Source organism: Mesorhizobium sp. C277A, assembly GCF_040324395.1.
Taxonomy (GTDB): domain Bacteria; phylum Pseudomonadota; class Alphaproteobacteria; order Rhizobiales; family Rhizobiaceae; genus Mesorhizobium.
In genome coordinates this window covers 824,846-847,231 of the sequence record NZ_JAMYVW010000002.1, presented here as the reverse complement: position 1 = coordinate 847,231, position 22,386 = coordinate 824,846, and the positions used below count along the sequence as shown (strand labels likewise).

Genomic DNA, 22,386 nt, shown 5'->3' with positions numbered 1-22,386 from the left:
CCGCAATCAGCCTGTATAACGCTGGAATACCAGCGAAGCGTTGGTGCCGCCGAAGCCGAAGGAGTTGGACAGCGCCACGTCGACCTGGCGATGCCGTGGCGTGTTCGGAACAAGATCGATCGCGGTTTCGCGTTCCGGGTTGTCGAGATTGATGGTGGCGGGAGCGATGTTGTCGCGGATGGCGAGGATCGAGAAGATCGCCTCGGCGGCGCCCGCGGCACCCAGGAGATGGCCGATCGACGACTTGGTCGATGACATCGAGATTTTCGAGGCGGCGTTGCCGACCAGCCGCTCGACGGCGCCGAGTTCGATCGTGTCGGCCATGGTCGAGGTGCCGTGCGCGTTGATGTAGTCGACGTCGGCGGGCGTCAGCTTGGCCCGGTTCAGCGCCGCCGTCATGCAGCGGAAGGCGCCGTCGCCATCTTCGGCCGGTGCAGTGATGTGATAGGCATCGCCGGTCAGGCCGTAGCCGGTGACCTCGGCATAGATCTTGGCGCCGCGCGCCTTGGCGTGTTCGAGTTCTTCCAGCACCACGACGCCGGCGCCCTCGCCCATGACGAAGCCGTCACGGTCGCGGTCATAGGGACGCGAGGCCTTCTCAGGCGTGTCGTTGCGGTCGGTGGACAGGGCCCGGCAAGCAGCGAAGCCGGCAAGCGATAGCCTGGTCACCGGCGATTCGGCGCCGCCGGCCAGCATCACGTCGGCATCGCCGAAGATGATCAGCCGGGCGGCATCGCCAATGGCGTGCGCGCCGGTCGAGCAGGCGGTGACGACGGCGTGGTTGGGGCCTTTCAGCCCATGCCGGATCGATACCTGGCCAGATACCAGGTTGATAATGTTGCCGGGAATGAAGAATGGACTGATGCGGCGCGGTCCGCGCTCTTTCAGGATGATAGCGTTCTCGGCGATGCCCTCGAGGCCGCCAATGCCGGAGCCGATCATGACGCCGGTGGCGCAGCGCTCGGCTTCGGTGCTGGGCTCCCAGCCGGAATCCTTCAGCGCTTCGTCGGCGGCCGCAATCCCGTAAAGGATGAAGTCGCCGATCTTGCGCAGTTCCTTGGGCTCGAGCACGGCTTCGGGATTGAGCGTGCCGTTGGTGCCGTCACCGCGCGGAATGACGTGGGCGATCTTGCAGGCAAGATCTTCCACTTCGAACTCGGTGACGCGCTTGGCGGCGCTGCGGCCGGTCAGAAGTTCCTTCCAGCTGTGCTCGAAGCCCATGCCAAACGGCGAAACCAGGCCAAGGCCCGTGACGACGACACGCCTCATCGCAGGTCCTCCCCGGTGATGACTGCGGATAGTGTCAGGCCGAAGCCTTGTCGATGTACTTCACGGCATCGCCGACGGTCAGGATGGTCTCGGCCGCATCGTCCGGAATCTCGACGCCGAACTCTTCTTCGAAGGCCATGACGAGTTCGACCGTGTCGAGGCTGTCCGCGCCCAGATCATCGATGAAGCTCGCCTGCTCCGTCACCTTGTCGGCATCGACGCCAAGATGTTCGATGACGATCTTCTTGACGCGCTCTGCGGTGTCACTCATTTGGGGCATCCTCGTCTTTTGTTTGTCTGTCTTCGTTAGCGGGCAGAATGCCGCTAATCAAGCTGAAAGATGGTCCTGCCGGAAACGCAACGGTGCCGGACCGGTTTTTGCCCGAACCGCCGGGTTGCGGGGCCGCATTACACGAAAAATGGCTGAGGTCCAAGGCGAAATGGTCTCTTTTCACAAGCCGGCCATGTCTTCTTATCACCCGGCAATATCCCGTCAGATCATGGCCATGCCGCCGTTGACGTGGATGGTCTGGCCGGTGACGTAGGCTGCCTCGTTGGAGGCGAGATAGGCGACGGCCGACGCCACTTCAACACTCGTGCCCATGCGGCGCGTCGGGATCGCGGCCATTATCGCGTCTTTCTGCTTGTCGTTGAGCTTGTCGGTCATGGCCGATTCGATAAAGCCCGGGGCGACGCAGTTGACGGTGATGTTGCGGGTGGCGATCTCCTGCGCCAGCGACTTGGAAAAGCCGATCATGCCGGCCTTGGAGGCGCAATAATTGGTCTGGCCAGGATTGCCGGTGACGCCGACCACCGAGGTGATGTTGATGATGCGGCCATGGCGGCGGCGCATCATCGGATGGGTCAGCTCGCGGGTGAGCCGGAACACGGCGGTGAGGTTCACCTCCAGCACGCTGTCCCAATCCGCGTCCGCCATGCGCACGAACAGGCCGTCCTTGGTGATGCCGGCATTGTTGACCAGTATGTCGACGCCTTCGAGTTCGGCTTCGGCCTTCTGGCCAAGCGCCTTGACCTCGTCACGGTCGGCTAGATTGGCCGGGAACAGCTTTACCCGGTCGCCGAGTTCGCCGGCCAGGGTCTCCAGTTTCTCGATGCGGGTGCCGTGCAGGCCGACAATGGCGCCTTGCGCATGCAGCACCCGGGCAATCGCCTCGCCAATGCCGCCCGATGCGCCGGTGACGAGCGCCTTGCGGCCGGTCAGTTCGAACATTTTCTTCTCCTGATCTTAAGGGAACACCCTTCCCACGGGAGGGGTTGAATCGCCAGTGGATTATGCAAGCGCGGCCAGCGCCGCCTCGACATCTGGCGGCGTGCCGACGGCGGATGTGGCGATGTCGCGGTTGATCCGCCGCGCCAGGCCGGAAAGCACCTTGCCGGCGCCGATCTCAAACAGCGTGGCGACGCCGTTGGCGCCGAACCACTCCACCGTTTCGCGCCAGCGCACGCGGCCGGTGATCTGCTCGACCAGGCGGCGCGCGATCTCGTCGGGGTCGCTGGTCGGGGCTACAGTGACGTTGGAGACGACGGGCACGACCGGTGCATTCTTGGTCACGTCGGCCAGCGCCTCGCGCATGACATCGGCCGCCGGCGCCATCAGCGCCGAATGGAAGGGTGCGGAGACCTGCAGCATCAGCGCCCGCTTGGCGCCCTTTTCTGTGCACAGTTTCGCGGCGAGTTCCACCGCCGCCCTGGCGCCGGAGATCACCAGCTGGCCGCCGCCATTGTCGTTGGCGATCTGGCAGACTTTGCCGGATCCCGTTGCGGCCTCGGTGCAAGCGGCTTCGACGTCGGGCTGTTCCAGTCCGATGATCGCCGCCATGGCGCCCTCGCCGGCCGGCACCGCCGCCTGCATGGCGTTGCCGCGGATGCGCAGCAGCCGGGCAGCATCGGCGACCGAAACGAAACCGGCCGCGGCAAGGGCGGAATATTCGCCGAGCGAATGACCGGCAACGTAGGCAACCTTGTCCTTCAGCGAAAAGCCGCGCGCTTCCAGCGAGCGGATCGCCGCCAGCGAGACCGCCATCAGCGCCGGCTGGGCATTGGCAGTCAGGGTCAGCGCCTCTTCCGGGCCTTCCCAGATCAGTTTCGACAGCTCTTCGCCCAACGCATCATCGACTTCCTCGAACACCCTGCGTGCCTCGGGGAAGGCGTCGGCGAGGTCCTTGCCCATGCCGACAGCCTGGCTGCCCTGTCCCGGAAAGGTGAATGCGACGGCCATTTGGGCGCTCTCCAGCGGCTGATTTTTCCTGCCTGTGACGCAAGGCGGACCGTCAAGTCAAGCCCGGAGGCGGCATTTCGGCTCTCGCTTGAACCGGAGCTGACCTCGAGTCCCTGTTCCCAAAGGCTTTTTGCCGATCACACCTGATGAAAACCGCTCACGAATCGTTTGCTGGCTCTTCTTATTTTCGCCACAGGCGCTAGCTTTTGCATGACAGTTCTATGACAGAACGGTGGCGCGAGTGGAAATACGCGTTGCTTGGGCCGGGGGAAGAGACGTGGCTAGGATCAGGAAGGGCGCGGCCGTACCCGCGCCACAATTCTTGGAAGACGATCCGTCCACCGGCTACCTGCCGGGGCGCAGATGGCCGGTCATCCGCTACGGTCTGGTCACGCTGCTTGCCTCCGCCATCCTGGTGTTCGCCATCGAATGGATCGTGCGCGGCGACTTCTTCGGCACGGTCGACTTCTTCCTGCAGCCATTCAAGCCGGGCTGGACCACCATCATTGTCTTTGCATTGGTGCTGATGGGACTGGACGCCGTGCTTGGCCGCAGTCACCAGAGCCTGATGATCGTGGCGCCGCTGACGCTGGCGCTGGCCTTTGTCGGGCATCAGAAGTCGCATTATCTCGGCGATCCGCTCTACCCAACCGATTTTCTTTATTCGCGCCAGATCATGGCACTGATGCCGCTCCTGGTGCGCGAACGGCCCTGGACGGCGCTCGCCATGGCGGTCGGCATCGTCGCCGGCCTGTCGCTGCTGATCTATGGCTGGCGGTTGTGGCGCCGCAAGGTTCCGATCCTCAGCCGCAAAGGGCGGCTGGCGCGGCTGACGCTGGCAGTGCCGCTGCTCGCCTTCTTCGTCTCGATCATGGACTACGCCACCTTCTCGTGGACCCGCGACCGGCTGCAGATCATCCCGATCATGTGGGACCAGAAGGAGAACTACGCCTCCAACGGGTTTGCGCTGGCCTTCGCGCTCAACGTGCCGATGGCGCATGTCTCGGCGCCGGCGGGCTATTCCGACAAGGCGATCGACGCGATCGACAGGCCTGCTGTGGCGGCCTCGGTACCGGATGAGAAACCCGACATCATCGTGGTGATGAGCGAATCTTTCTGGGATCCGACCAAGCTGCCCGGCGTCACAATCACGCCTGACCCGATCCCCAATGTGCGGGCGCTGCGTTCCGGCTATATGTTTTCGCCGGAATTCGGCGGCATGACCGCCAACATCGAATTCGAGGCGCTGACCGGCTTTTCCAATGCCTTCCTGCCGGCGGGCTCGATCCCCTACCAGCAATATGTGCGCACACCGACGCCGTCGCTGGCGACCTTCCTGAAAAGCGAGGGATACCGGGCGCGCGCCATCCATCCGGGCACCAACTGGTTCTGGAACAGGGGCGCCGTCTATGCCGATTTCGGCTTCAACGATTTCCGCTCGGAAGAGACGCTGCCGCCACTGGAAAAGCGCGGGCCGCTGGCTTCCGATGCCTCGATGACCGACGAGATCATCGCAGAGGCCGACGCCAGCGAGCGGCCGGTGTTCTTCTTCGCCGTCAGCCTGCAGAACCACGGTCCCTACGAGCCGTACCGCTATTACAATCCGACCCACAAGGTCGCGGCGCCGATCAGCACATGGGCGCGGGAATCGCTGCTCAGCTATGCCGAAGGCTCCGCCGATGCCGATCGCGGCCTCGAGCGGCTGATCGAATGGGCGAAGAAGCGCGACCGGCCGACGGTCATCGCCTTCTTCGGCGACCATCTGCCGCCGCTCGGCCCCGTCTATGTCGAAACCGGTTACCTGAAGGACAATGTCGCGCCGCGCAAGGAACCGACGCCGGCGGCGGCACTGGAGCATCATCAGACGCCGCTGGTCATCTGGTCTAACCGTACCGGTCCGGCGCAGGATATGGGCGCCGTGAGCCCGGCCTTCCTGCCCTACCACATCCTGACAACGGCCGGGATCACGCACCCCTACTACACCGGCTTCCTGGGCGCGCTGCGCGAACGCTATCGCGTCGTCGACCGCAATCTGCTTTTGACACCGTCAGGTGAGGCCACGCCGGACTGGGCGCGGCAGAAGGACGTTGATCCGGCGATCAACGATTACCGCTTGCTGCAATACGACATGATGTTCGGCAAGCGTAAGGCGGCTCCGGATTTCTTCCCCGAAACGATCAACGGTGGTACCCCGCATACGAGTTGATGCCTGGTATTTTTCCAACCCTGCGACGCCAGGACGCTGTCCGGAGCATGCGTTACCCTTGCCTTCCAGACAATTTGCTATATAGACGCCCGCAATCTGCCGGTCCTTGCTGGGGGCTGAACGGAGGGCCGGAGGTTTTACCCAAAACCTTCGTGTGAAGCCAGAAGCGCTTCCGCCTCCCGTGTCTCCGCTCTCGACCGTCTCGAAATGCTCCTTTCTTCCCCGCCCCTTCGGGATCAGCGGGTCAGAGAAGTTGCAGAGGCTTTTGCCGCGAGGATCCGGGAGAGAAACGAAGAAAGGCACTGAACCACTATGGCTTTATACGAACATGTGTTCCTTGCCCGGCAGGACCTCTCGCAGCAGCAGGTCGATGCGCTTGTCGAACAGTACAAGGGCGTCATCTCCGCAAATGGCGGGTCCGTCGGCCGGGTCGAGAACTGGGGACTGAAGTCCCTCACCTACCGGGTCAACAAGAACCGGAAGGCTTACTACACGCTTATGGACCTCAACTGCCCGCCGGCAGCGCTCAACGAGATGGAGCGCCAGATGGGCCTGTCCGAGGACGTGCTGCGTTTCCTGACCGTCAAGGTCGAGGCGCATGAGGAAGGCCCGTCGGCCATGATGCAGAAGCGCGAAGAGCGCTCGGAACGCGGCGGCTTCGGCGACCGCGACCGTGGTGATCGTGGTCCGCGCTCGTTTGGCGACCGTGACCGCGGCGACCGTGGCGATCGTCCGCCGCGCTCATTTGGCGACGCCGGTGGTGATCGTGGTCCGCGCCGTCCGCGCGAAGGCGTTGAAGGAGGTGCAGAATAATGGTCGACATCAATCAGATCCCGACCCGGCGCCCGTTCCATCGCCGCCGCAAGACCTGCCCGTTCTCTGGCGCCAACGCGCCCAAGATCGACTACAAGGACGTGCGTCTTCTGCAGCGCTACATTTCCGAGCGTGGCAAGATCGTGCCGTCGCGCATCACCGCCGTAAGCCAGAAGAAGCAGCGCGAACTCGCCAAGGCGATCAAGCGCGCCCGCTTCCTCGGCCTGCTGCCCTACGTGGTTCGCTAAGACTTTCGAGCAGGCGGTTCGCCGCCTGCTTCCTTCTCCCACGGCGACGGGCGCCGCAGGGGTAATTTGATGATGCATGTCGTTGTCCCAAAACCGGGACCACTCTTGGCGACGTGCATTGAAATCCCGAGTTGAGGTGAAAAGCCTCTAACTGCCGCGACAGGCAGGACAGCGACACCGGCGCCAAGGCGCTCAGAGCTTCCTGACCTGTTCCATTCAATTCGGCGCCGATCCCGCGGTCGGTGCCCAGACGAAGGAATAAGACCATGCAAGTGATTCTTCTCGAACGCGTTTCCCGCCTCGGCCAGATGGGCGATACCGTCAAGGTCAAGGACGGCTTTGCCCGCAACTTCCTCTTGCCGCAGGGCAAGGCGCTGCGCGCCAACGAAGCCAACAAGAAGAAGTTCGAAGGGCAGCGCGCGCAGCTCGAAGCGCGCAACCTCGAGCGCAAGTCGGAAGCCAGCCAGGTTGCCGAAAAGCTCGACGGCAAGAGCTTCATCGCCGTGCGTTCGGCCGGCGAGACAGGCCAGCTCTACGGTTCGGTGTCGACCCGCGACATCGCCGACCTGCTGACCGCCGAAGGGTTCTCGGTCAACCGCAACCAGATCCAGCTCAACCAGCCGATCAAGACTATCGGCGTCACCAATGTGGCGATTGCGCTGCATCCGGAAGTCGAGGTCACCATCAGCCTCAACATCGCCCGCACGGCCGACGAAGCCGAGCGCCAGGCCAAGGGCGAGACGCTGACCACCGCCGAAGCCATCTATGGCGATGACATCAACGACAACGCACGGCCGGAGAACTTCTTCGACCCGAACACCGAGTTCGAAGGCGGCGAAGAAGACAACGCCTGATCCCGCACGGGGCCTGATCGGGAAGCGAGGGGAGCAGCGCTCCAATCACTTCCTCGTCATCCAGCCTTTCTGGACCAATGCCCGGGCCTCTCGCCCGGGCATTTTTGTGCCAAATGGAACTTTTCGAACCCCTATATATTGTTGCAGAATTGGTCCGCCAGTCTGACCGTGAGGGGACATTTGGTGATGAATATTCTGTTGAAGCGCGTTCTCGACCGCCTGGTGCGTACGGGCAATCTGAAAGTCACCGGGCCGAAGGGCTCGACAGTGGTTTTCGGCGACGGCAGCGGCGAGCCGGTGCATATGCACATCAAGACCGCGCATGCCGAGCGCGCCATTACCTTCGATCCGATGCTGGCCGTGCCGGAAGCCTATATGGACGGCGAACTCGACATCATCGAGGGCGGCGTACTGGGTATGATGCGCATCGCCTTCCAGAACATGGGCAGCGGCGGTATCGACGCCACCTGGTCGAAGGCCATCGAGGGTCTGCGCCACGCCTTTCGCCGCCTGCAGCAGATCAACACCGCATCACGGGCGCGCCGCAACGTGCAGCGCCACTATGATTTGTCGGGTGACCTCTACCGGCTCTTCCTAGACGACGACATGCAGTATTCCTGCGCCTATTTCGAACAGCCGGACATGACGCTCGACGAGGCGCAGATGGCCAAGAAACGCCATATCGCCGCCAAGCTCAGGCTAAAGGCCGGCCAGACCGTGCTCGATATCGGCTCCGGCTGGGGTGGGCTCGGCCTCTATCTCGCCAAGGCTTTCGATGTCGACGTGCAAGGCGTGACGCTGTCGACCGAGCAGCACGGCGTCGCCACCGACCGGGCGCATGCGCAAGGCTTGCAGGACCGCGTGCATTTCGACCTCAAGGACTACCGCGAACTCAACGAACGCTTCGACCGCATCGTCTCGGTCGGCATGTTCGAGCATGTCGGCGTCAACCACTTCCGCACTTTCTTCGACAAGTCGGCGACGCTGTTGAAGCCGGACGGCGTCATGCTCTTGCACACGATCGGCCGCTCCGGCGTGCCGTGGGCGACCAGCGCCTTCATCCGCAAGTACATTTTTCCGGGCGGCTACATTCCTTCGCTGTCGGAGGTGATGCCGGCGATCGAGAAGTCGGGCCTTGTAGTCACCGACATCGAGATTCTGCGGCTGCACTATGCCGATACGCTGAAGCATTGGGGCCAGCGCTTTGCCGCCAACCGGGACAAGGCCAAGGCCATCTATGACGAGCGCTTCTGCAGGATGTGGGAGTTCTATCTGGCGGCTTCGGAAGCCGCCTTCCGCTGGCAGGATCTGGTGATCTTCCAGATCCAGATCGCCAAGAAGAACGACACGCTGCCGATGACGCGCGACTACATGGCCAAATGTGAAAAGGCGCTCGAAATGCGCGAAATGGGGCATCGTCAGGAGGCGGCGGCCGCCGAGCCTGCTGTCGCCAGGTCTGTGCCTGCCAGGTCCGTTGCTGTCAGGTCCGTTGCGGCCAAGCCAGCGCGCCGTCGCAAGGTGGCGGATCGCGAATAACGCCTCGATTGCGATTGCCGCTTGCCATTGACGGCTCTGACACTGAAAAAGGTCTCGTTCTCGCGAGACCTTTTTTAATGACCTGCCTGCCCACCATCGCCACCACCCTTGTCGAGTTCGCCCGCGCCTCGGTGCTCGCGCCACGCGGAGCCTGAGCGTGGAACTCCCCGCCTCGCTGCGACAAGGCGTCGAGCGCCTGCTCGAAACGATACCGCTGGCGGTGCTGCGCCAGGCGGCAAAGACGCTGTCTGACCGCTACCGCGCCGAATTGCGCGACGGCCGCCTGCACATGGCCGAAGAGATGGCGGTAAAAGCCTATCTGGCGACGCGGCTGCCGGCGACCTACGCGGCGGTACGGGCCGGTCTCGACGAACTCGCCTATGCGCGGCCCGATTTCCAGCCAACGAGCTTGCTCGATGTCGGCGCCGGTCCTGGCACGGTGCTTTGGGCCACTACAGACCTGTGGCCCGACCTCGAAGAGGCGGTTCTGGTTGAAGCAAGCGCCGCGGTGCGCAAGGTTGGCCAGTCGCTCGCCCTTGATACCATCGCCACCAGGATGGACTGGCGCGCCGGCGACGTGACCATCGACCTTGCCGATCTCAAGCCTGCCGATCTGGTCACCTGCGCCTATGTGCTGGACGAGATCGCGCCGGCATCGCTGCCGAAGCTTGTCGGCCGGCTCTGGCAGTTGACCGGCGACACACTGCTGATCGTCGAGCCCGGCACACCGGCCGGCTGGCAGCGCATCCTGGCAGCGCGCAGGCAATTGCTGGAGGCCGGGGCGCATGTGCTGGCGCCTTGTCCGCATGAGGCGCCCTGCCCGCTTGAGCCCCCCGACTGGTGTCATTTTTCGCGCCGCGTCGCCCGCTCGCGCCTGCATCGCCTGGCCAAGGACGCCGACGTGCCGTGGGAGGACGAGAAATTCATCTACGTCGCGGCTTCGCGGCAACCCGCGCCTGCACGTCAGCCCCGCGTGATTGCGCCGCCGAAATCGGGCTCCGGCAAGGTGCTGCTCAAACTGTGCCAGCCGGATGGCGGCGCCGGCGAGACACTTTTCACCAAGCGCGAGGGCGAGTTGTTCAAGGCAGCGCGGCGACTGGACTGGGGCGATACATTGGACGGAAGAAGCGGATAATCACCAGATTGTTCTTGCTCTGTTCCAACGACTCGGATAAAAGTCAGCGCCTTTCTGAGTCAACCGGAATCGGGGCGCGGAAACACTCTTCTGTGGACGGTTTGCCGCCCCTGTGAACAACGGGCATCGAGGTTGATTGGTCGTGCGGTGATGCAGAAAGGTCAGCACCGATTTATCTCGTTCTGATATCGAGAAGCCGGGATCAAAATCGGGGACATCATGGCAGAGGCAGCGCGAAAATTCGGCGTGGCGGAGCAGCAACCGCTTTATCGTGAAGCGCCGAACAACATCGAGGCCGAGCAGGCGCTGCTCGGCGCCATCCTCGTCAACAACGATGCCTTCTACCGCGTCTCCGACTTCCTCAAGGCCGGCCATTTCTACGAGCCGCTGCACCGGAAAATCTTCGAGGTCGCGGCCGAGCTCATCCGCATGGGCAAGGTGGCGACGCCGATCACGCTGAAAACCTTCCTGCCGGCCGACGAGAAGGTCGGCGACATGACGGTGGCGCAATATGTGGTTCGTCTGGCGGTCGAAGCCGTCACCGTCGTCAATGCCACCGATTATGGCCGCGCCATCTACGATCTGGCCACGCGCCGGGCACTGATTACCGTCGGCGAGGACATGGTCAACATCGCCTATGACGCGCCGGTCGACATGGCGCCGTCCGAACAGATCGAGGATGCCGAGCGGCGGCTGTTCGAACTGGCCGAAACCGGCCGTTACGACGGCGGCTTCGAGAGCTTCACCGACGCGGTCAAGACCGCCGTCGACATGGCCAACGCCGCCTATATGCGCGACGGCCATTTGTCGGGCCTCGCCACCGGCATGCGCGATCTCGACCGCCGCATGGGTGGCCTGCAGGCGTCGGATCTGATCATCATTGCCGGCCGTCCGGGCATGGGCAAGACGTCGCTCGCCACCAACATCGCCTTCAACATCGCCGAGATGTATGAGCCGGCGCAGCAGGCCGACGGCTCGTTCAAGGCAGCCAATGGAGGCGTCGTCGGCTTCTTCTCGCTGGAAATGTCGTCCGAGCAGCTCGCCACCCGCATCATTTCCGAACAGACGGAAATTTCGTCGTCAAAAATCCGCCGCGGCGAGATTTCGGAGATGGATTTCGAAAAGCTGGTCGCCTGCTCGCAGACCATGCAGAAGATCCCGCTGTTCATCGACCAGACCGGCGGTATCTCTATCGCGCAGCTGTCGGCGCGGGCGCGGCGGCTGAAGCGTCAGCGCGGCCTCGACCTCATCGTCATCGACTATATCCAGCTGATGCAGGGGTCGAGCGCGAAATCGTCGCAGAACCGGGTGCAGGAAATCACCGAGATCACCACCGGCCTCAAGGCGCTGGCCAAGGAACTCTCCGTTCCGATCATCGCGCTGTCGCAGCTGTCGCGTCAGGTCGAAAGCCGCGAAGACAAACGCCCCCAGCTGTCCGATCTTCGCGAATCCGGCTCGATCGAGCAGGACGCCGACGTGGTGATGTTCGTCTACCGCGAGGAATATTATCTGAAGAACCGCGAACCGAAGCCCGGCACCGACGAATACATCAAGTGGGAACACGAGATGAACGAGATGCGCGGCAAGGCCGAAGTCATCGTCGCCAAGCAGCGCCACGGCCCGACAGGTTCGGTGAGCCTCGCCTTCCATGGCGAGTTCACACGGTTTTCCGACCTCGCCGAAGAGCATCATATTGCGGAGAGGTTCGAGTAGCTTTTTGGCCTACCGCAGCGCTCCGTCACGCCCCCCTCTGGCCTGCCGGCCATCTCCCCCGCAAGGGGGGAGATCAGCAGCTTTGCGGACGGCGCTCATCTTGCCACGTTGGCGATTGGCGAAAGCAGCGACGATAGCCAATCTCCCCCCTTGCGGGGGAGATGTCCGGCAGGACAGAGGGGGGTGTGCAGGATCACCCTCCTTCGGTCATTTGCAGGCAGCATCACTCCATGGCTAAATCGCGCGTCCAGTTCATCTGCCAGAATTGCGGGTCGGTGCATCAGCGCTGGGCCGGTAAATGCGATGCCTGCGGCGAGTGGAACACGCTGGTCGAGGAAGGCACCTCGGGCGGCATCGGCTCGGGACCGGCCAACACGCGCAATGCGCGCAAGGGCCGCGCCGTGGTGCTGACCAGCCTGTCCGGTGACATCGAGGATGCGCCGCGGATCATCTCCGGCATTGGCGAACTCGACCGCGCCACCGGCGGCGGCTTCGTGCGCGGCTCGGCGCTGTTGGTCGGCGGCGATCCCGGCATCGGCAAGTCGACGCTTTTGACCCAGGCCGCGGCCGCACTCGCGTCAAAGGGCCACCGCATCGTCTATGTCTCGGGCGAAGAGGCTGTCGCGCAGATCCGGCTGCGGGCGCAGCGGCTTGGCGTCGCCGACACGCCGGTCGAACTTGCCGCCGAGACCAATGTCGAGGATATCCTGGCAACAATAGCCGACGGCAAAAGGCCGGACCTCGTCATCCTCGATTCCATCCAGACGCTGTGGACCGACATGGCCGACTCGGCGCCCGGCACCGTCACCCAGGTGCGCGCCTCGGCGCAAGCGATGATCCGCTACGCCAAATCCACCGGTGCTGCCATCGTGCTGGTCGGCCATGTCACCAAGGAAGGCCAGATCGCCGGTCCGCGCGTCGTCGAGCACATGGTCGACGCCGTTCTCTATTTCGAAGGCGAAGGCGGCCATCACTACCGCATCCTGCGCACGGTGAAGAACCGTTTTGGGCCGACCGACGAGATCGGCGTCTTCGAGATGTCGGACAAGGGCTTGCGCGAGGTCGCCAATCCGTCGGAGCTGTTCCTCGGCGAACGCCACGCAAAATCGCCGGGTGCCGCGGTATTTGCCGGCATGGAAGGGACACGTCCGGTGCTGGTCGAGATCCAGGCACTGGTGGCGCCGTCCACATTGGGCACGCCGCGCCGTGCCGTCGTCGGCTGGGACGGCGCACGGCTGTCGATGATCCTTGCCGTGCTCGAAGCCCATTGCGGCGTGCGCTTCGGCACCCACGATGTCTACCTCAACGTCGCCGGCGGCTACCGGATTTCCGAGCCGGCGGCCGATCTGGCGGTTGCCGCTGCACTGGTTTCGTCGCTCACCGGTCTTGCCCTTCCCGCCGATTGCGTCTATTTCGGCGAAATCAGCCTGTCGGGCGCAGTGAGGCCGGTTGCGCATGCGCAGCAGCGCCTTAAAGAGGCCGAAAAGCTGGGTTTTGGAAGTGCGGTTCTGCCCTTGGGCAGCGAGGAGGTTGTCGGGGGGATCGGGGCCGGCGCTTTCCAGCCGACCGAACTTGCCGATCTCGTCGCACGCATAGCCGGCTCACGGCGCAGCCGTGTCGACGTGGAAGATTGACGCGGCTCGCCCGAGCCGTGAAAAGACAATCTGAGTGGGGCGAATGACATGCCGATTACGCTGCTGGACGGAATTCTCGTCGGCTTCACCCTGGTCTCGGCGATGCTCGCCATGGTTCGCGGCCTGTCACGCGAAATCCTGTCCGTCGTGTCCTGGGCGGCTGCCGCCGCGGCGGCATTCTTCTTCTACAAGCCGGTGCTGCCTTACGTTCAGCCCTATGTCGAAAGCGACAAGATCGCCATGGCGGCATCCGCCGGCATCGTCTTCCTCATCGCGCTGATCGTCGTTTCCGTCATCACCATGAAGCTTGCCGACTGGATCATCGATTCCAGGATCGGCGCGCTCGACCGTACGCTGGGCTTCCTCTATGGCGCCGCGCGCGGCGTCCTCGTCGTCGCCGTGGCGCTGCTGTTCTTCAACTGGCTGGCCGGCGCCAAGGCCCCTGCCTGGATCGCCAACGCCAAGTCGAAGCCGCTGCTCGAGACCATCGGCGCCAAGCTGGAAAGCCTGCTGCCCGAAGATCCGGAAAACGCCATCCTGAAGAAGCTCAATCCGAATCAGCCGGCAGCCGAGACGCCTCCGGCGGCCGATGCACCGGCGGTGGATGCTCCGGCAACCGGTGACGATACGCCGGCGCCCGACGACGAGACCGACGCTCCGGCCGATAACGCACCCGCGCCCGCTGCTCCGGCTCCGGCTCCGGCCGCGCCGGCAAACTGATACGGACGGATGGTGCCTGACAGGCGCCATCCCGGCAGTTCCGGCCTGACTTTGATGTGAACGGCGCACGACGTGCGTTGCTTTCGCGGTGCTATCGCACTATATGGCCATTTTAGCGGAGCTTGAGCCCCATGGCAGTTTCGAAGGCAGACGCGGACGACGTCCTTTCCGCCGAAGCAGACGATCATTTCCACGATGAATGCGGGGTGTTCGGCATTTTCGGCCGGCAGGACGCTGCGGCCATCGTCACACTAGGCCTGCATGCGCTGCAGCATCGCGGCCAGGAAGCGGCCGGCATCGTCTCCTATGACGGCACGCAGTTCCATGTCGAACGCCATGTCGGCCTGATCGGCGACACCTTCACCAAGCAGCACGTCATCGACAGCCTGCAAGGCAACCGTGCCATCGGCCACACGCGCTATGCCACGACGGGCGGCGCCGGCATGCGCAACATCCAGCCCTTCTTCGCCGAACTCGCCGATGGCGGCTTTGCCGTCGCCCATAACGGCAATCTCACCAACGCCATGACCGTGCAGCGCGCGCTGCAGAAACAGGGCGCGATCTTCTCGTCGACCTCCGACACCGAGACGCTGCTGCATCTCGTTGCCACCAGCAAGGAACGCGATTTGAATTCGCGCTTCATCGACGCCGTGCGTCAGGTTGAAGGCGCTTTCTCGCTGGTTGCGATGACCTCCAAGAAGATGATCGGCTGCCGCGATCCGCTCGGCATCCGCCCGCTGGTGCTCGGCGACCTCGACGGCGCCTGGATCCTGGCCTCCGAAACCTGCGCGCTCGACATTATCGGCGCCCGCTTCGTGCGCGACCTGAAGCCCGGCGAAATGGTCGTGGTGACCTCGAAGGGCATCGAGAGCCTGTTCCCCTTCGAGCCGCAGAAGACCCGCTTCTGCATCTTCGAATATGTCTATTTTGCCCGCCCGGACTCCTCGGTCGAAGGCCGCAATGTCTACGAAGTGCGCAAGCGTATCGGCGCCGAATTGGCGCAGGAAAGCCCGGTCGAGGCCGATATCGTCGTGCCGGTGCCGGATTCCGGCACGCCGGCGGCAATCGGCTTCTCCCAGGCGGCAGGCATCCCCTTCGAACTCGGTATCATCCGCAACCACTATGTCGGCCGAACCTTCATCCAGCCCGGCGATTCGATCCGCCATATGGGCGTCAAGCTCAAGCACAACGCCAACCGCCGGATGATCGAGGGCAAGCGCGTGGTGTTGGTCGACGATTCGATCGTGCGCGGCACCACCAGCCAGAAAATCGTGCAGATGGTGCGCGACGCCGGCGCCAAGGAAGTGCATATGCGCATCGCCTCGCCGCCGACCAGCGCGTCGTGCTTCTACGGCGTCGACACGCCGGAGAAGTCGAAGCTTTTGGCATCGCGCATGTCGATCGAGGAAATGGCCGAGTTCATCCGTGTCGATTCGCTCGGCTTCCTGACCATTGACGGGCTCTACCGCGCCGTCGGCGAAGCCAGCCGCGACAATGAGCAGCCGCAATTCTGCGACGCCTGTTTCACCGGCCAGTACCCGACCCGCCTGCTCGACTTCGAAGGCCACGACAATGTGCGCACGCTGTCGCTGCTGGCGAACAACGGGGCGTAAAGCCCAACTGCTATCCTTGAAAGCGCTCGCATGACCCTCGACCTCTCCGGCCGCGTCGCGGTCGTTACCGGCGCCTCGCGCGGCATCGGCTACTTCATCGCCAATGAACTTGCCGCCGCTGGCGCCCATGTCATTGCGGTTGCCCGGACCGTCGGCGGGCTGGAAGAACTCGATGACCAGATCAAGGCCGAACGCGCGAAAACCGGCAAGGGCGAAGCGACGCTGGTGCCTCTCGACCTCTCAGACATGGCCGGCATCGACCGGTTGGGCGGGGCCATTCACGAGCGTTGGGGCAAGCTCGACATTCTGGTGGCCAATGCCGGCGTGCTCGGCGTCATCTCGCCGATCGGCCATGTCGAGGCCAAAACCTTCGAGAAGGTAATGACCATCAATGTCACCTCGACCTGGCGGCTGATCCGCTCGGTCGACCCGCTGCTCAGGCTGTCCGACGCCGGCCGCGCCATTCTCATGTCCTCCAGCTCCGCGCATTCGGCGCGCGCCTTCTGGGCGCCCTATGCGGCGTCGAAGGCGGCGGTGGAAGCCATGACGCGTTCCTGGGCGCATGAGACGCAGAGCCTGCCGCTCCGCGTCAATGCCGTCGACCCCGGCGCCACCCGCACCGCCATGCGTGCGCAGGCCGCGCCCGGCGAGGATCCGGAAACGCTGCCGCACCCCTCAGAGGTGGCAAAACGCATCGTGCCGCTGGCGAGCCCCGAGATGAAAGAGACGGGGCTGATCTTCCAGGTCAAGAACAACCGCTTCGTCGCCTACCGGCAGCCGGAATAAACCGGGTTGTAGCGGGATTAAACAGGCCTCCAGTTACGTTTCTTCGAATGTAGGACATTCGAAACCGGAGGACCGACATGCGTAGACTTCTTCTCGTTGCCGCCGCCGCGATTGCCGCCACAGCCGGCGTGGCGCTGGCGCAAGACGCAAAGATGAGTTTCTTCGTCACCAGCGTCGGTTCCGGCAAAGGCGCCGATCTCGGCGGTCTCAAGGGTGCCGACGCGCATTGCGCCTCGCTGGCGGAAGCGGCTGGGGTTACCGGCAAGGAATGGCACGCCTATCTCTCGAGCGCCAATGTCGATGCGCGCGACCGTATCGGCAAGGGTCCCTGGGTCAACGCCAAGGGCGAGAAGATTGCCGATGACGTCGCCTCGCTGCACAGCGACGCCAACGCCATCAACAAGCAGACGGCGCTGACCGAGAAGGGCCAAGTGGTCAATGGCCGCGGCGACAAGCCGAACCGGCACGACATATTGACCGGCTCGAAGCCTGACGGCACCAAGATCGCCGACCAGACCTGCGGCGACTGGACCTTGAGCGGGGCGGAGGGCGCGGCGATGATGGGCCATCACGACCGCACCGGCCTTGATGAGTCGGCGGCGGCGAAATCCTGGAACTCCTCGCATGCCTCGCGCGGCGGCTGCAGCCAGGAGGCGCTGAAAGGCACCGGCGGCGACGGCCTGTTCTACTGCTTTGCGACGAACTGAGAGACGTCTGGGAGCGGTTCGTTCACGGGTCTGTGATGATCCGGCAGGTCCCTCCCCCCTCGCCCTGCTTTCGCCATCAGCCGGGAGTTGCTAGGGTCGACCCGACTCCGACACTCAGCAAAGCGAGGAATTCCCATGGCTGCTCCCAGCGTAGCATTGGTCTGGTACCTGGTGATCGCCGGCCCGCAAGGCGGCATGGTGGTGCTGCCCAGCACCTTCGACACCCGCGAACAGTGCACAAACGCGATTACCGAATATCAGAAGCAGCCGACGCCGGCCGGCTGGGCGGTCAACTGCGTGCCGAGCGCCTCGCCGTTTACCGATGAGGGCGACGCGGAAGAGCCTGCTGCGCAGTAGCGCAATCTCCCCCCTCGAGGGGGAGATGGCCGGCAGGCCAGAGGGGGTCGCCTCGCGTAGAGTGCCAACCTCCTTCCGCACAAAGGGCGTCGCGTCCAGTCGGCCCGACCCCCTCTGTCGCCTTCGGCGACATCTCCCCCTCAAGGGGGGAGATCAGGCGCGCGCACTCACCGTCAGCTCCGGCTTGCTGTTGATGGTCTGGAACACCACGCAATAGCGTTCGGTCAGCTTGATGAGCGAATCGATGCGCGCCTGCGGCTCATCCGTGTCGAGGTTGAAATTCAGCCGGATGGCGCGAAAGCCCACGGGGGCGTCCTTGGCCACGCCCAGCGTGCCGCGAAAGTCGAGATCGCCTTCGGCCTCGACGGTGGCTGCGCCAAGCCTGAATTCCAGCGCCGTCGCCACTGCCTTCAGCGTCACGCCGGCGCACGCCACCAGCGCCTCCAAAAGCATATCGCCCGAACACAATTCGAGCCCGGAACCGCCGGTCGCCGGATGCAGGCCGGCGACCGCCAGCGCCCTGCCCGTCTCGACCTTGCAGGCAATCGACTGGTCGTCGATGGAGCCTTTGGCGCGAAGCGTGATCAGCGCTCGCGAGGAATCGTCGCGATAAGCCTCCTTGATCGGTGCCTGCATGGCCTTGAGTGCGGTGGCGTCCATGTTGCATTCCTTTTCGAGTCCGTCGCGCTTTGATAGCACTGATATGCCGGCGAGACAGCGCCCCCCTCTGCCTGCCGGCCACCTCCCCACAGGGGGGAGATCTGCAGCTTCGCCGATGGCGCTTTCTACGCCGGCGATTAGCGAAGGCGGTCGCGACATCCAATCTCCATCCCTGTGGGGGATGTCCGGCAGGACAGAGGGGGCGTGAAGGAACGCTAGCTCGCGAAGAGTTACTTTGACTTCGACCGCCCGAGCCATACCTAAGCAGAGTCATTCCCGCGGAGGCATCATGCCGTTCAAGCTGAAACTGATCTCGCTTACCCTGTTGGTGCTTGCAGCCTTCGCGCAGCCAGTCGTCGCCGAAACGCCCGAGCGCCCCGCACCGGCAGGCGGCGTGCTGTCGCTGCTGCCGGCACCGCAGACGACCAGCCATTCAATCACCATTGCCGGGCGCAAGCTGGACTATCAGGCTAAGGCCGGCACGCTGTCGCTGCTATCCGGCAAGGGCGAGGTCACCGCGGAAATCTTCTATGTCGCCTATACGCTGCCGCCACTGGCGGGCGCGGAGAAGGCTCGCCCCATCACCTTCGTCTTCAATGGCGGCCCGGGCGCGGCATCCGCCTATCTGCATCTCGGCGCACTCGGCCCGCGTGTCGTCGCGACCGGCGCCGATGGCCAATTCCTGCCGCCGCCGCAAAAGCTGATCGACAATCCCGACAGCTGGCTCGACATGACCGACCTCGTCTTCGTCGATCCGGTCGGCACCGGCTACAGCCGCGAGGCCCCCGGCCAGGACACAAAAGATTTTTGGGGCGTCAGCCAGGACGCCAGTTCGATCGGCGCTTTCATCCGGCTCTATCTCGCCCAGAACGGCCGCACCGGATCGCCGCTCTTCCTTGCCGGCGAAAGCTATGGCGGGTTCCGCGCGGCACTTCTCGCCAGGACCCTGCAGGAAGATGTCGGCCTGAGCCCCAACGGCATCGTGCTGATCTCGCCTGCACTGGAGTTCACGCTGGTGCTGCCCGACGAATTCCAGCCACTGCATTGGGCGCTGGAACTGCCCTCGCTGGCGGCGGTGCGCCTGCGCAGCGAAGGCCTCAGCGGCGAAGCACTGCGCGAAAAGCTCGCCGAGGTCGAAAAGTATGCGCTGGGCGACTACCTCACGGCTCTGACCGGCGGGCTGGAACAGGGCGGGCGGCTGGCCAGCCAGCGCGTGGCCGAGATCACCGGCCTGCCGCTCGACCTCGTGCAGCGCAATTCCGCCCGCATCCCGACCGGCCTGTTCGCGCGCGAATTCCAGCGCGCCAGTGGCAAAGTGCTCAGCCCGTATGACGGCACCATCGCCACCAGCGACATCGCCCCGGAGAGCGCCCGCAGCGCCGGCCCGGATCCGGTGCTCGACCGCAGCGTGCCGGCGCTGACCTCGGCCTTTGTCGGTTATGCGCGCGACGAGCTGAATTTTCGCACCGATGTCAGCTACAGGTTGCTCAATGGCGATGTGACCCACGCCTGGGACTATGGCGGCTCGCGGCAAGGCTATGCCGGGGTGATGGACGATCTGCAGCGGGCGCGCTCGCTCAACCCGGGGCTCGGCGTGGTGATCGTCAACGGCGACACCGATCTGGTCACTCCCTATCTGGCCTCACGCTATCTGGTGAGCCAAATCCCGACGCTCGGCGGGGCAAAACCTATCCGTCTCGACGTCATCGAGGGCGGCCACATGATGTATCTCAGGCCGGGCGGCCGGCGCGCCCTGAAGGAGGCCGCTTCGGAGCTCTACCAGGCAACACAGTGAACGGCGTGCCCACGCTGTCGGCCAGGCTGCGCCAACGCAAGCTTGCCACTGGCGTAGCGCCCCGCAGGCTTTCGCCCGTATAGCCTGCAATGGGAGCCTGTTGGGGCAGGCTTCTTCTTCGTCCTCTTGACAGCGCCGGACACGCCGCATGGCCGATATTGCCATTCTGGAAACGCGCGAAAGGGTGCTTGCCGGCATCCTGTTCACCGGCTGCGCCTATTTCCTGTTTTCGACGCAGGACGCCGCGATCAAGCTTCTGGTCGTCGGCATCAGCGTCTGGCAGATCATGTTCTTCCGCTCGATCGCTGTGCTTATCGGCTGTGCTGCAATCGGCGGACCGCCCATCTTTGCCGACACAATGCGCTCGCCCATCGTGCGGCCGATGCTGGTGCGCAGCGCCTTCACGCTCGGCGCCTGGCTCTGCTACTACAACGCGGCCCGCTCCCTGCAGCTGGCCGAACTCACCACCATCTATTACGCCGCCCCGATCATCGTCACCGTGCTGTCGGTGGTGATGCTTGGCGAAAAGGTGCCGCTGTTGCGCTGGCTGGCGGTGTTCATCGGCTTCGTCGGCGTCTTCATCGCCTGTGATCCCACTCGTCTCGGCTTGTCCGTGCCGATGCTCTTGGTACTGGCTGCGGCAGTGCTGTGGGGCATTGCCGTGGTGCTGTTGCGCAAGACGGCGCTGGCCGAGCGCACGCTGATCCAGCTTGTGCTCAACAATTTCTACTTCCTGGTGTTTTCCGCGGTGCCGGCGCTGTTGGTCTGGCAGATGCCGGACTGGCGCCAGTTGCTGCTTTTGATCAGCGTCGGCGCGCTCGGCGGCGTGGCGCAATTTATGCTGTTCGAAGGCATGAAGCGGGCGCCGGTGTCGATCGTGGCGCCGTTCGAATACACCTCATTGGTCTGGGCCTTCGGGCTCGGCTTTGCGATCTGGGGCGACGTGCCGCGTCGCGAGGTGTTTCTGGGGGCGGCGTTGATCGTCGGCGCCGGCCTGCTGATCATCGGCAACGAGCATTTCCGCAAGCGGCTATGAGTACCCCCGTGCTGACAGCATGGTGGCAGGAGAAGACGGATAGGCTGCTGAGATGACGGAAGCGCTCGACGGCCCAGGCACCACAGATACCGCTGCCGAGCGTACGCTCGGCATTATGCTGGTGGCGGCCTCGGCGGCTTTCTTCGCCCTCACCGGCGTGCTGACCAAATCGATCCACGCCGACCCGCTGACCATCACTTGCTGGCGCGGCTTTGTCGGCGCGATCCTGATCACCTTCTATGTGCTGTGGCGCCGGCGCCGCTCCGGCGGGCCGGAAAGCTTGCGGCTTGGCTGGCGCGGCTGGCTGCTGGCCCTCGAGGGCGCCGCGGCCAGCATCGCCTTCATCTCGGCGTTCAAATTCACCTATGTCGCCAATGTCGCGGTCATCTACGCCACCGCGCCTTTCATCACCGCGCTGCTCGCCTTCGTGCTGGTGCGCGAGCCGTTCCGGGCGCAGACGCTTGCCGCCGCCGCCGTTTCGCTGTGCGGCGTAGCGATCATGGTCGGCTCCGGCTTCGGCAGCGGTCATCTGTTTGGCGATGGGCTCGCGCTGCTGATGACCGCCGGCAGTGCGCTCTACATGATCATGGTGCGCGCCTTCCGCGACACGCCGGTGGTGTGGGCGGGCGCGGTCTCGGCGCTTCTGCTGTTCGTGCTCGGCTGGTTCGTCACCGACCCCCTGGCGATTTCTGCTCGCGACGCCGTGCTGCTCGTCGCCTTCGGAGGATCGTTTGCGGCGGCGTCGATCCTGTGGACGGAAGGCTCGCGGCTGATCCCTGCGCCCGAGTCCGGCCTTCTCGGTGCCGCCGAAGTGCCGTTTGCGATCCTGTTCGCCTTCCTGTTCCTCGGCGAGATCGCGCCGGCCGCCAGCCTGATCGGCGGCGCCATAGTACTGTGCGCGGTTTTCGCCCATGCGGGGCGCGACTGGCTGGCCGCGAGAAAAAGTGCGGCAACCCAATAATTATTTTCCAAGTCATGGAACCATCATGCGGATCAGGCAGTTTTATGTGCGACGGGTCACCCCCCAAGTCCCCCCAAACCCCTCGACCCGTCCTCCTCAAAGCC

At 64.1% G+C, this 22,386-nt stretch carries 21 protein-coding genes; 16 read left to right on the top strand and 5 right to left on the bottom strand.

The window, feature by feature from the left end:
* Nucleotides 1-6: 6 nt before the first annotated feature.
* The 4 genes from fabF to fabD form a co-directional block, all read right to left on the bottom strand.
* Nucleotides 7-1,269, bottom strand: coding sequence for a beta-ketoacyl-ACP synthase II (gene fabF / locus NKK52_RS04115; protein ID WP_023685687.1), 1,263 nt, complete (start codon nucleotides 1,267-1,269; stop codon nucleotides 7-9).
* 34 nt (nucleotides 1,270-1,303) lie between these two features.
* Nucleotides 1,304-1,540 carry an acyl carrier protein gene (locus NKK52_RS04110; RefSeq protein ID WP_006203723.1) on the bottom strand — a complete coding sequence of 79 codons (237 nt, stop codon included), beginning with the start codon at nucleotides 1,538-1,540 and terminating at the stop codon, nucleotides 1,304-1,306.
* Nucleotides 1,541-1,762: 222 nt separating this feature from the next.
* Entirely contained in the window at nucleotides 1,763-2,500 is a 738-nt protein-coding gene (fabG, locus tag NKK52_RS04105; protein ID WP_023685686.1) for a 3-oxoacyl-[acyl-carrier-protein] reductase, read from the bottom strand.
* 60 nt (nucleotides 2,501-2,560) lie between these two features.
* Entirely contained in the window at nucleotides 2,561-3,508 is a 948-nt protein-coding gene (fabD, locus tag NKK52_RS04100) for an ACP S-malonyltransferase (protein WP_023685685.1), read from the bottom strand.
* Between the two features lie 277 nt (nucleotides 3,509-3,785).
* Between fabD and NKK52_RS04095 the strand changes: the two genes are divergently transcribed.
* From NKK52_RS04095 to NKK52_RS04035, 13 genes are all read left to right on the top strand, one after another.
* On the top strand, nucleotides 3,786-5,714 hold the full coding sequence (locus NKK52_RS04095; RefSeq protein ID WP_031204441.1) for an LTA synthase family protein: 1,929 nt from the start codon (nucleotides 3,786-3,788) through the stop codon (nucleotides 5,712-5,714).
* 312 nt (nucleotides 5,715-6,026) lie between these two features.
* Entirely contained in the window at nucleotides 6,027-6,527 is a 501-nt protein-coding gene (rpsF, locus tag NKK52_RS04090; protein WP_023672722.1) for a 30S ribosomal protein S6, read from the top strand.
* The gene (gene rpsR / locus NKK52_RS04085) at nucleotides 6,527-6,775 is read left to right on the top strand and encodes a 30S ribosomal protein S18 (RefSeq protein WP_006203718.1); all 249 of its coding nucleotides are present in this window, start codon (nucleotides 6,527-6,529) and stop codon (nucleotides 6,773-6,775) included. The genes rpsF and rpsR overlap by 1 nt, the downstream gene beginning before the upstream one ends.
* Before the next feature lie 266 nt (nucleotides 6,776-7,041).
* The gene (gene rplI / locus NKK52_RS04080; RefSeq protein ID WP_023672721.1) at nucleotides 7,042-7,629 is read left to right on the top strand and encodes a 50S ribosomal protein L9; all 588 of its coding nucleotides are present in this window, start codon (nucleotides 7,042-7,044) and stop codon (nucleotides 7,627-7,629) included.
* Nucleotides 7,630-7,815: 186 nt separating this feature from the next.
* Nucleotides 7,816-9,165: a cyclopropane fatty acid synthase gene (locus NKK52_RS04075; RefSeq protein WP_023672720.1), complete on the top strand. Its 1,350-nt coding sequence runs from the start codon at nucleotides 7,816-7,818 to the stop codon at nucleotides 9,163-9,165.
* A gap of 157 nt (nucleotides 9,166-9,322) precedes the next feature.
* Nucleotides 9,323-10,300: a small ribosomal subunit Rsm22 family protein gene (locus NKK52_RS04070; protein WP_023685683.1), complete on the top strand. Its 978-nt coding sequence runs from the start codon at nucleotides 9,323-9,325 to the stop codon at nucleotides 10,298-10,300.
* A 219-nt stretch (nucleotides 10,301-10,519) separates the two neighbouring features.
* Nucleotides 10,520-12,013 carry a replicative DNA helicase gene (locus NKK52_RS04065; protein WP_023672717.1) on the top strand — a complete coding sequence of 498 codons (1,494 nt, stop codon included), beginning with the start codon at nucleotides 10,520-10,522 and terminating at the stop codon, nucleotides 12,011-12,013.
* Between the two features lie 230 nt (nucleotides 12,014-12,243).
* Nucleotides 12,244-13,647 carry a DNA repair protein RadA gene (gene radA / locus NKK52_RS04060; RefSeq protein WP_023685682.1) on the top strand — a complete coding sequence of 468 codons (1,404 nt, stop codon included), beginning with the start codon at nucleotides 12,244-12,246 and terminating at the stop codon, nucleotides 13,645-13,647.
* A gap of 48 nt (nucleotides 13,648-13,695) precedes the next feature.
* Nucleotides 13,696-14,367 (top strand): CvpA family protein, encoded by a 672-nt coding sequence (locus tag NKK52_RS04055; protein ID WP_023685681.1) that lies wholly within the window; start codon nucleotides 13,696-13,698, stop codon nucleotides 14,365-14,367.
* A 131-nt stretch (nucleotides 14,368-14,498) separates the two neighbouring features.
* Nucleotides 14,499-15,980, top strand: a complete 1,482-nt coding sequence (purF, locus tag NKK52_RS04050) for an amidophosphoribosyltransferase (protein ID WP_023672714.1) — start codon at nucleotides 14,499-14,501, stop codon at nucleotides 15,978-15,980.
* A 30-nt stretch (nucleotides 15,981-16,010) separates the two neighbouring features.
* The gene (locus NKK52_RS04045) at nucleotides 16,011-16,766 is read left to right on the top strand and encodes an SDR family NAD(P)-dependent oxidoreductase (RefSeq protein WP_023685680.1); all 756 of its coding nucleotides are present in this window, start codon (nucleotides 16,011-16,013) and stop codon (nucleotides 16,764-16,766) included.
* Between the two features lie 77 nt (nucleotides 16,767-16,843).
* On the top strand, nucleotides 16,844-17,473 hold the full coding sequence (locus NKK52_RS04040; protein WP_023685679.1) for a hypothetical protein: 630 nt from the start codon (nucleotides 16,844-16,846) through the stop codon (nucleotides 17,471-17,473).
* A 135-nt stretch (nucleotides 17,474-17,608) separates the two neighbouring features.
* Nucleotides 17,609-17,830 carry a hypothetical protein gene (locus tag NKK52_RS04035; protein ID WP_023689120.1) on the top strand — a complete coding sequence of 74 codons (222 nt, stop codon included), beginning with the start codon at nucleotides 17,609-17,611 and terminating at the stop codon, nucleotides 17,828-17,830.
* 153 nt (nucleotides 17,831-17,983) lie between these two features.
* Here the strand turns inward: NKK52_RS04035 and NKK52_RS04030 are convergent, their stop codons facing one another.
* Nucleotides 17,984-18,490, bottom strand: a complete 507-nt coding sequence (locus NKK52_RS04030) for an OsmC family protein (RefSeq protein ID WP_023672710.1) — start codon at nucleotides 18,488-18,490, stop codon at nucleotides 17,984-17,986.
* Between the two features lie 289 nt (nucleotides 18,491-18,779).
* Between NKK52_RS04030 and NKK52_RS04025 the strand changes: the two genes are divergently transcribed.
* From NKK52_RS04025 to NKK52_RS04015, 3 genes are all read left to right on the top strand, one after another.
* On the top strand, nucleotides 18,780-20,285 hold the full coding sequence (locus NKK52_RS04025) for a S10 family peptidase (protein ID WP_352628280.1): 1,506 nt from the start codon (nucleotides 18,780-18,782) through the stop codon (nucleotides 20,283-20,285).
* 148 nt (nucleotides 20,286-20,433) lie between these two features.
* Nucleotides 20,434-21,321, top strand: a complete 888-nt coding sequence (locus NKK52_RS04020; protein WP_023685677.1) for a DMT family transporter — start codon at nucleotides 20,434-20,436, stop codon at nucleotides 21,319-21,321.
* A 52-nt stretch (nucleotides 21,322-21,373) separates the two neighbouring features.
* Nucleotides 21,374-22,282 (top strand): DMT family transporter, encoded by a 909-nt coding sequence (locus NKK52_RS04015; protein ID WP_023685676.1) that lies wholly within the window; start codon nucleotides 21,374-21,376, stop codon nucleotides 22,280-22,282.
* Nucleotides 22,283-22,386: the final 104 nt, after the last annotated feature.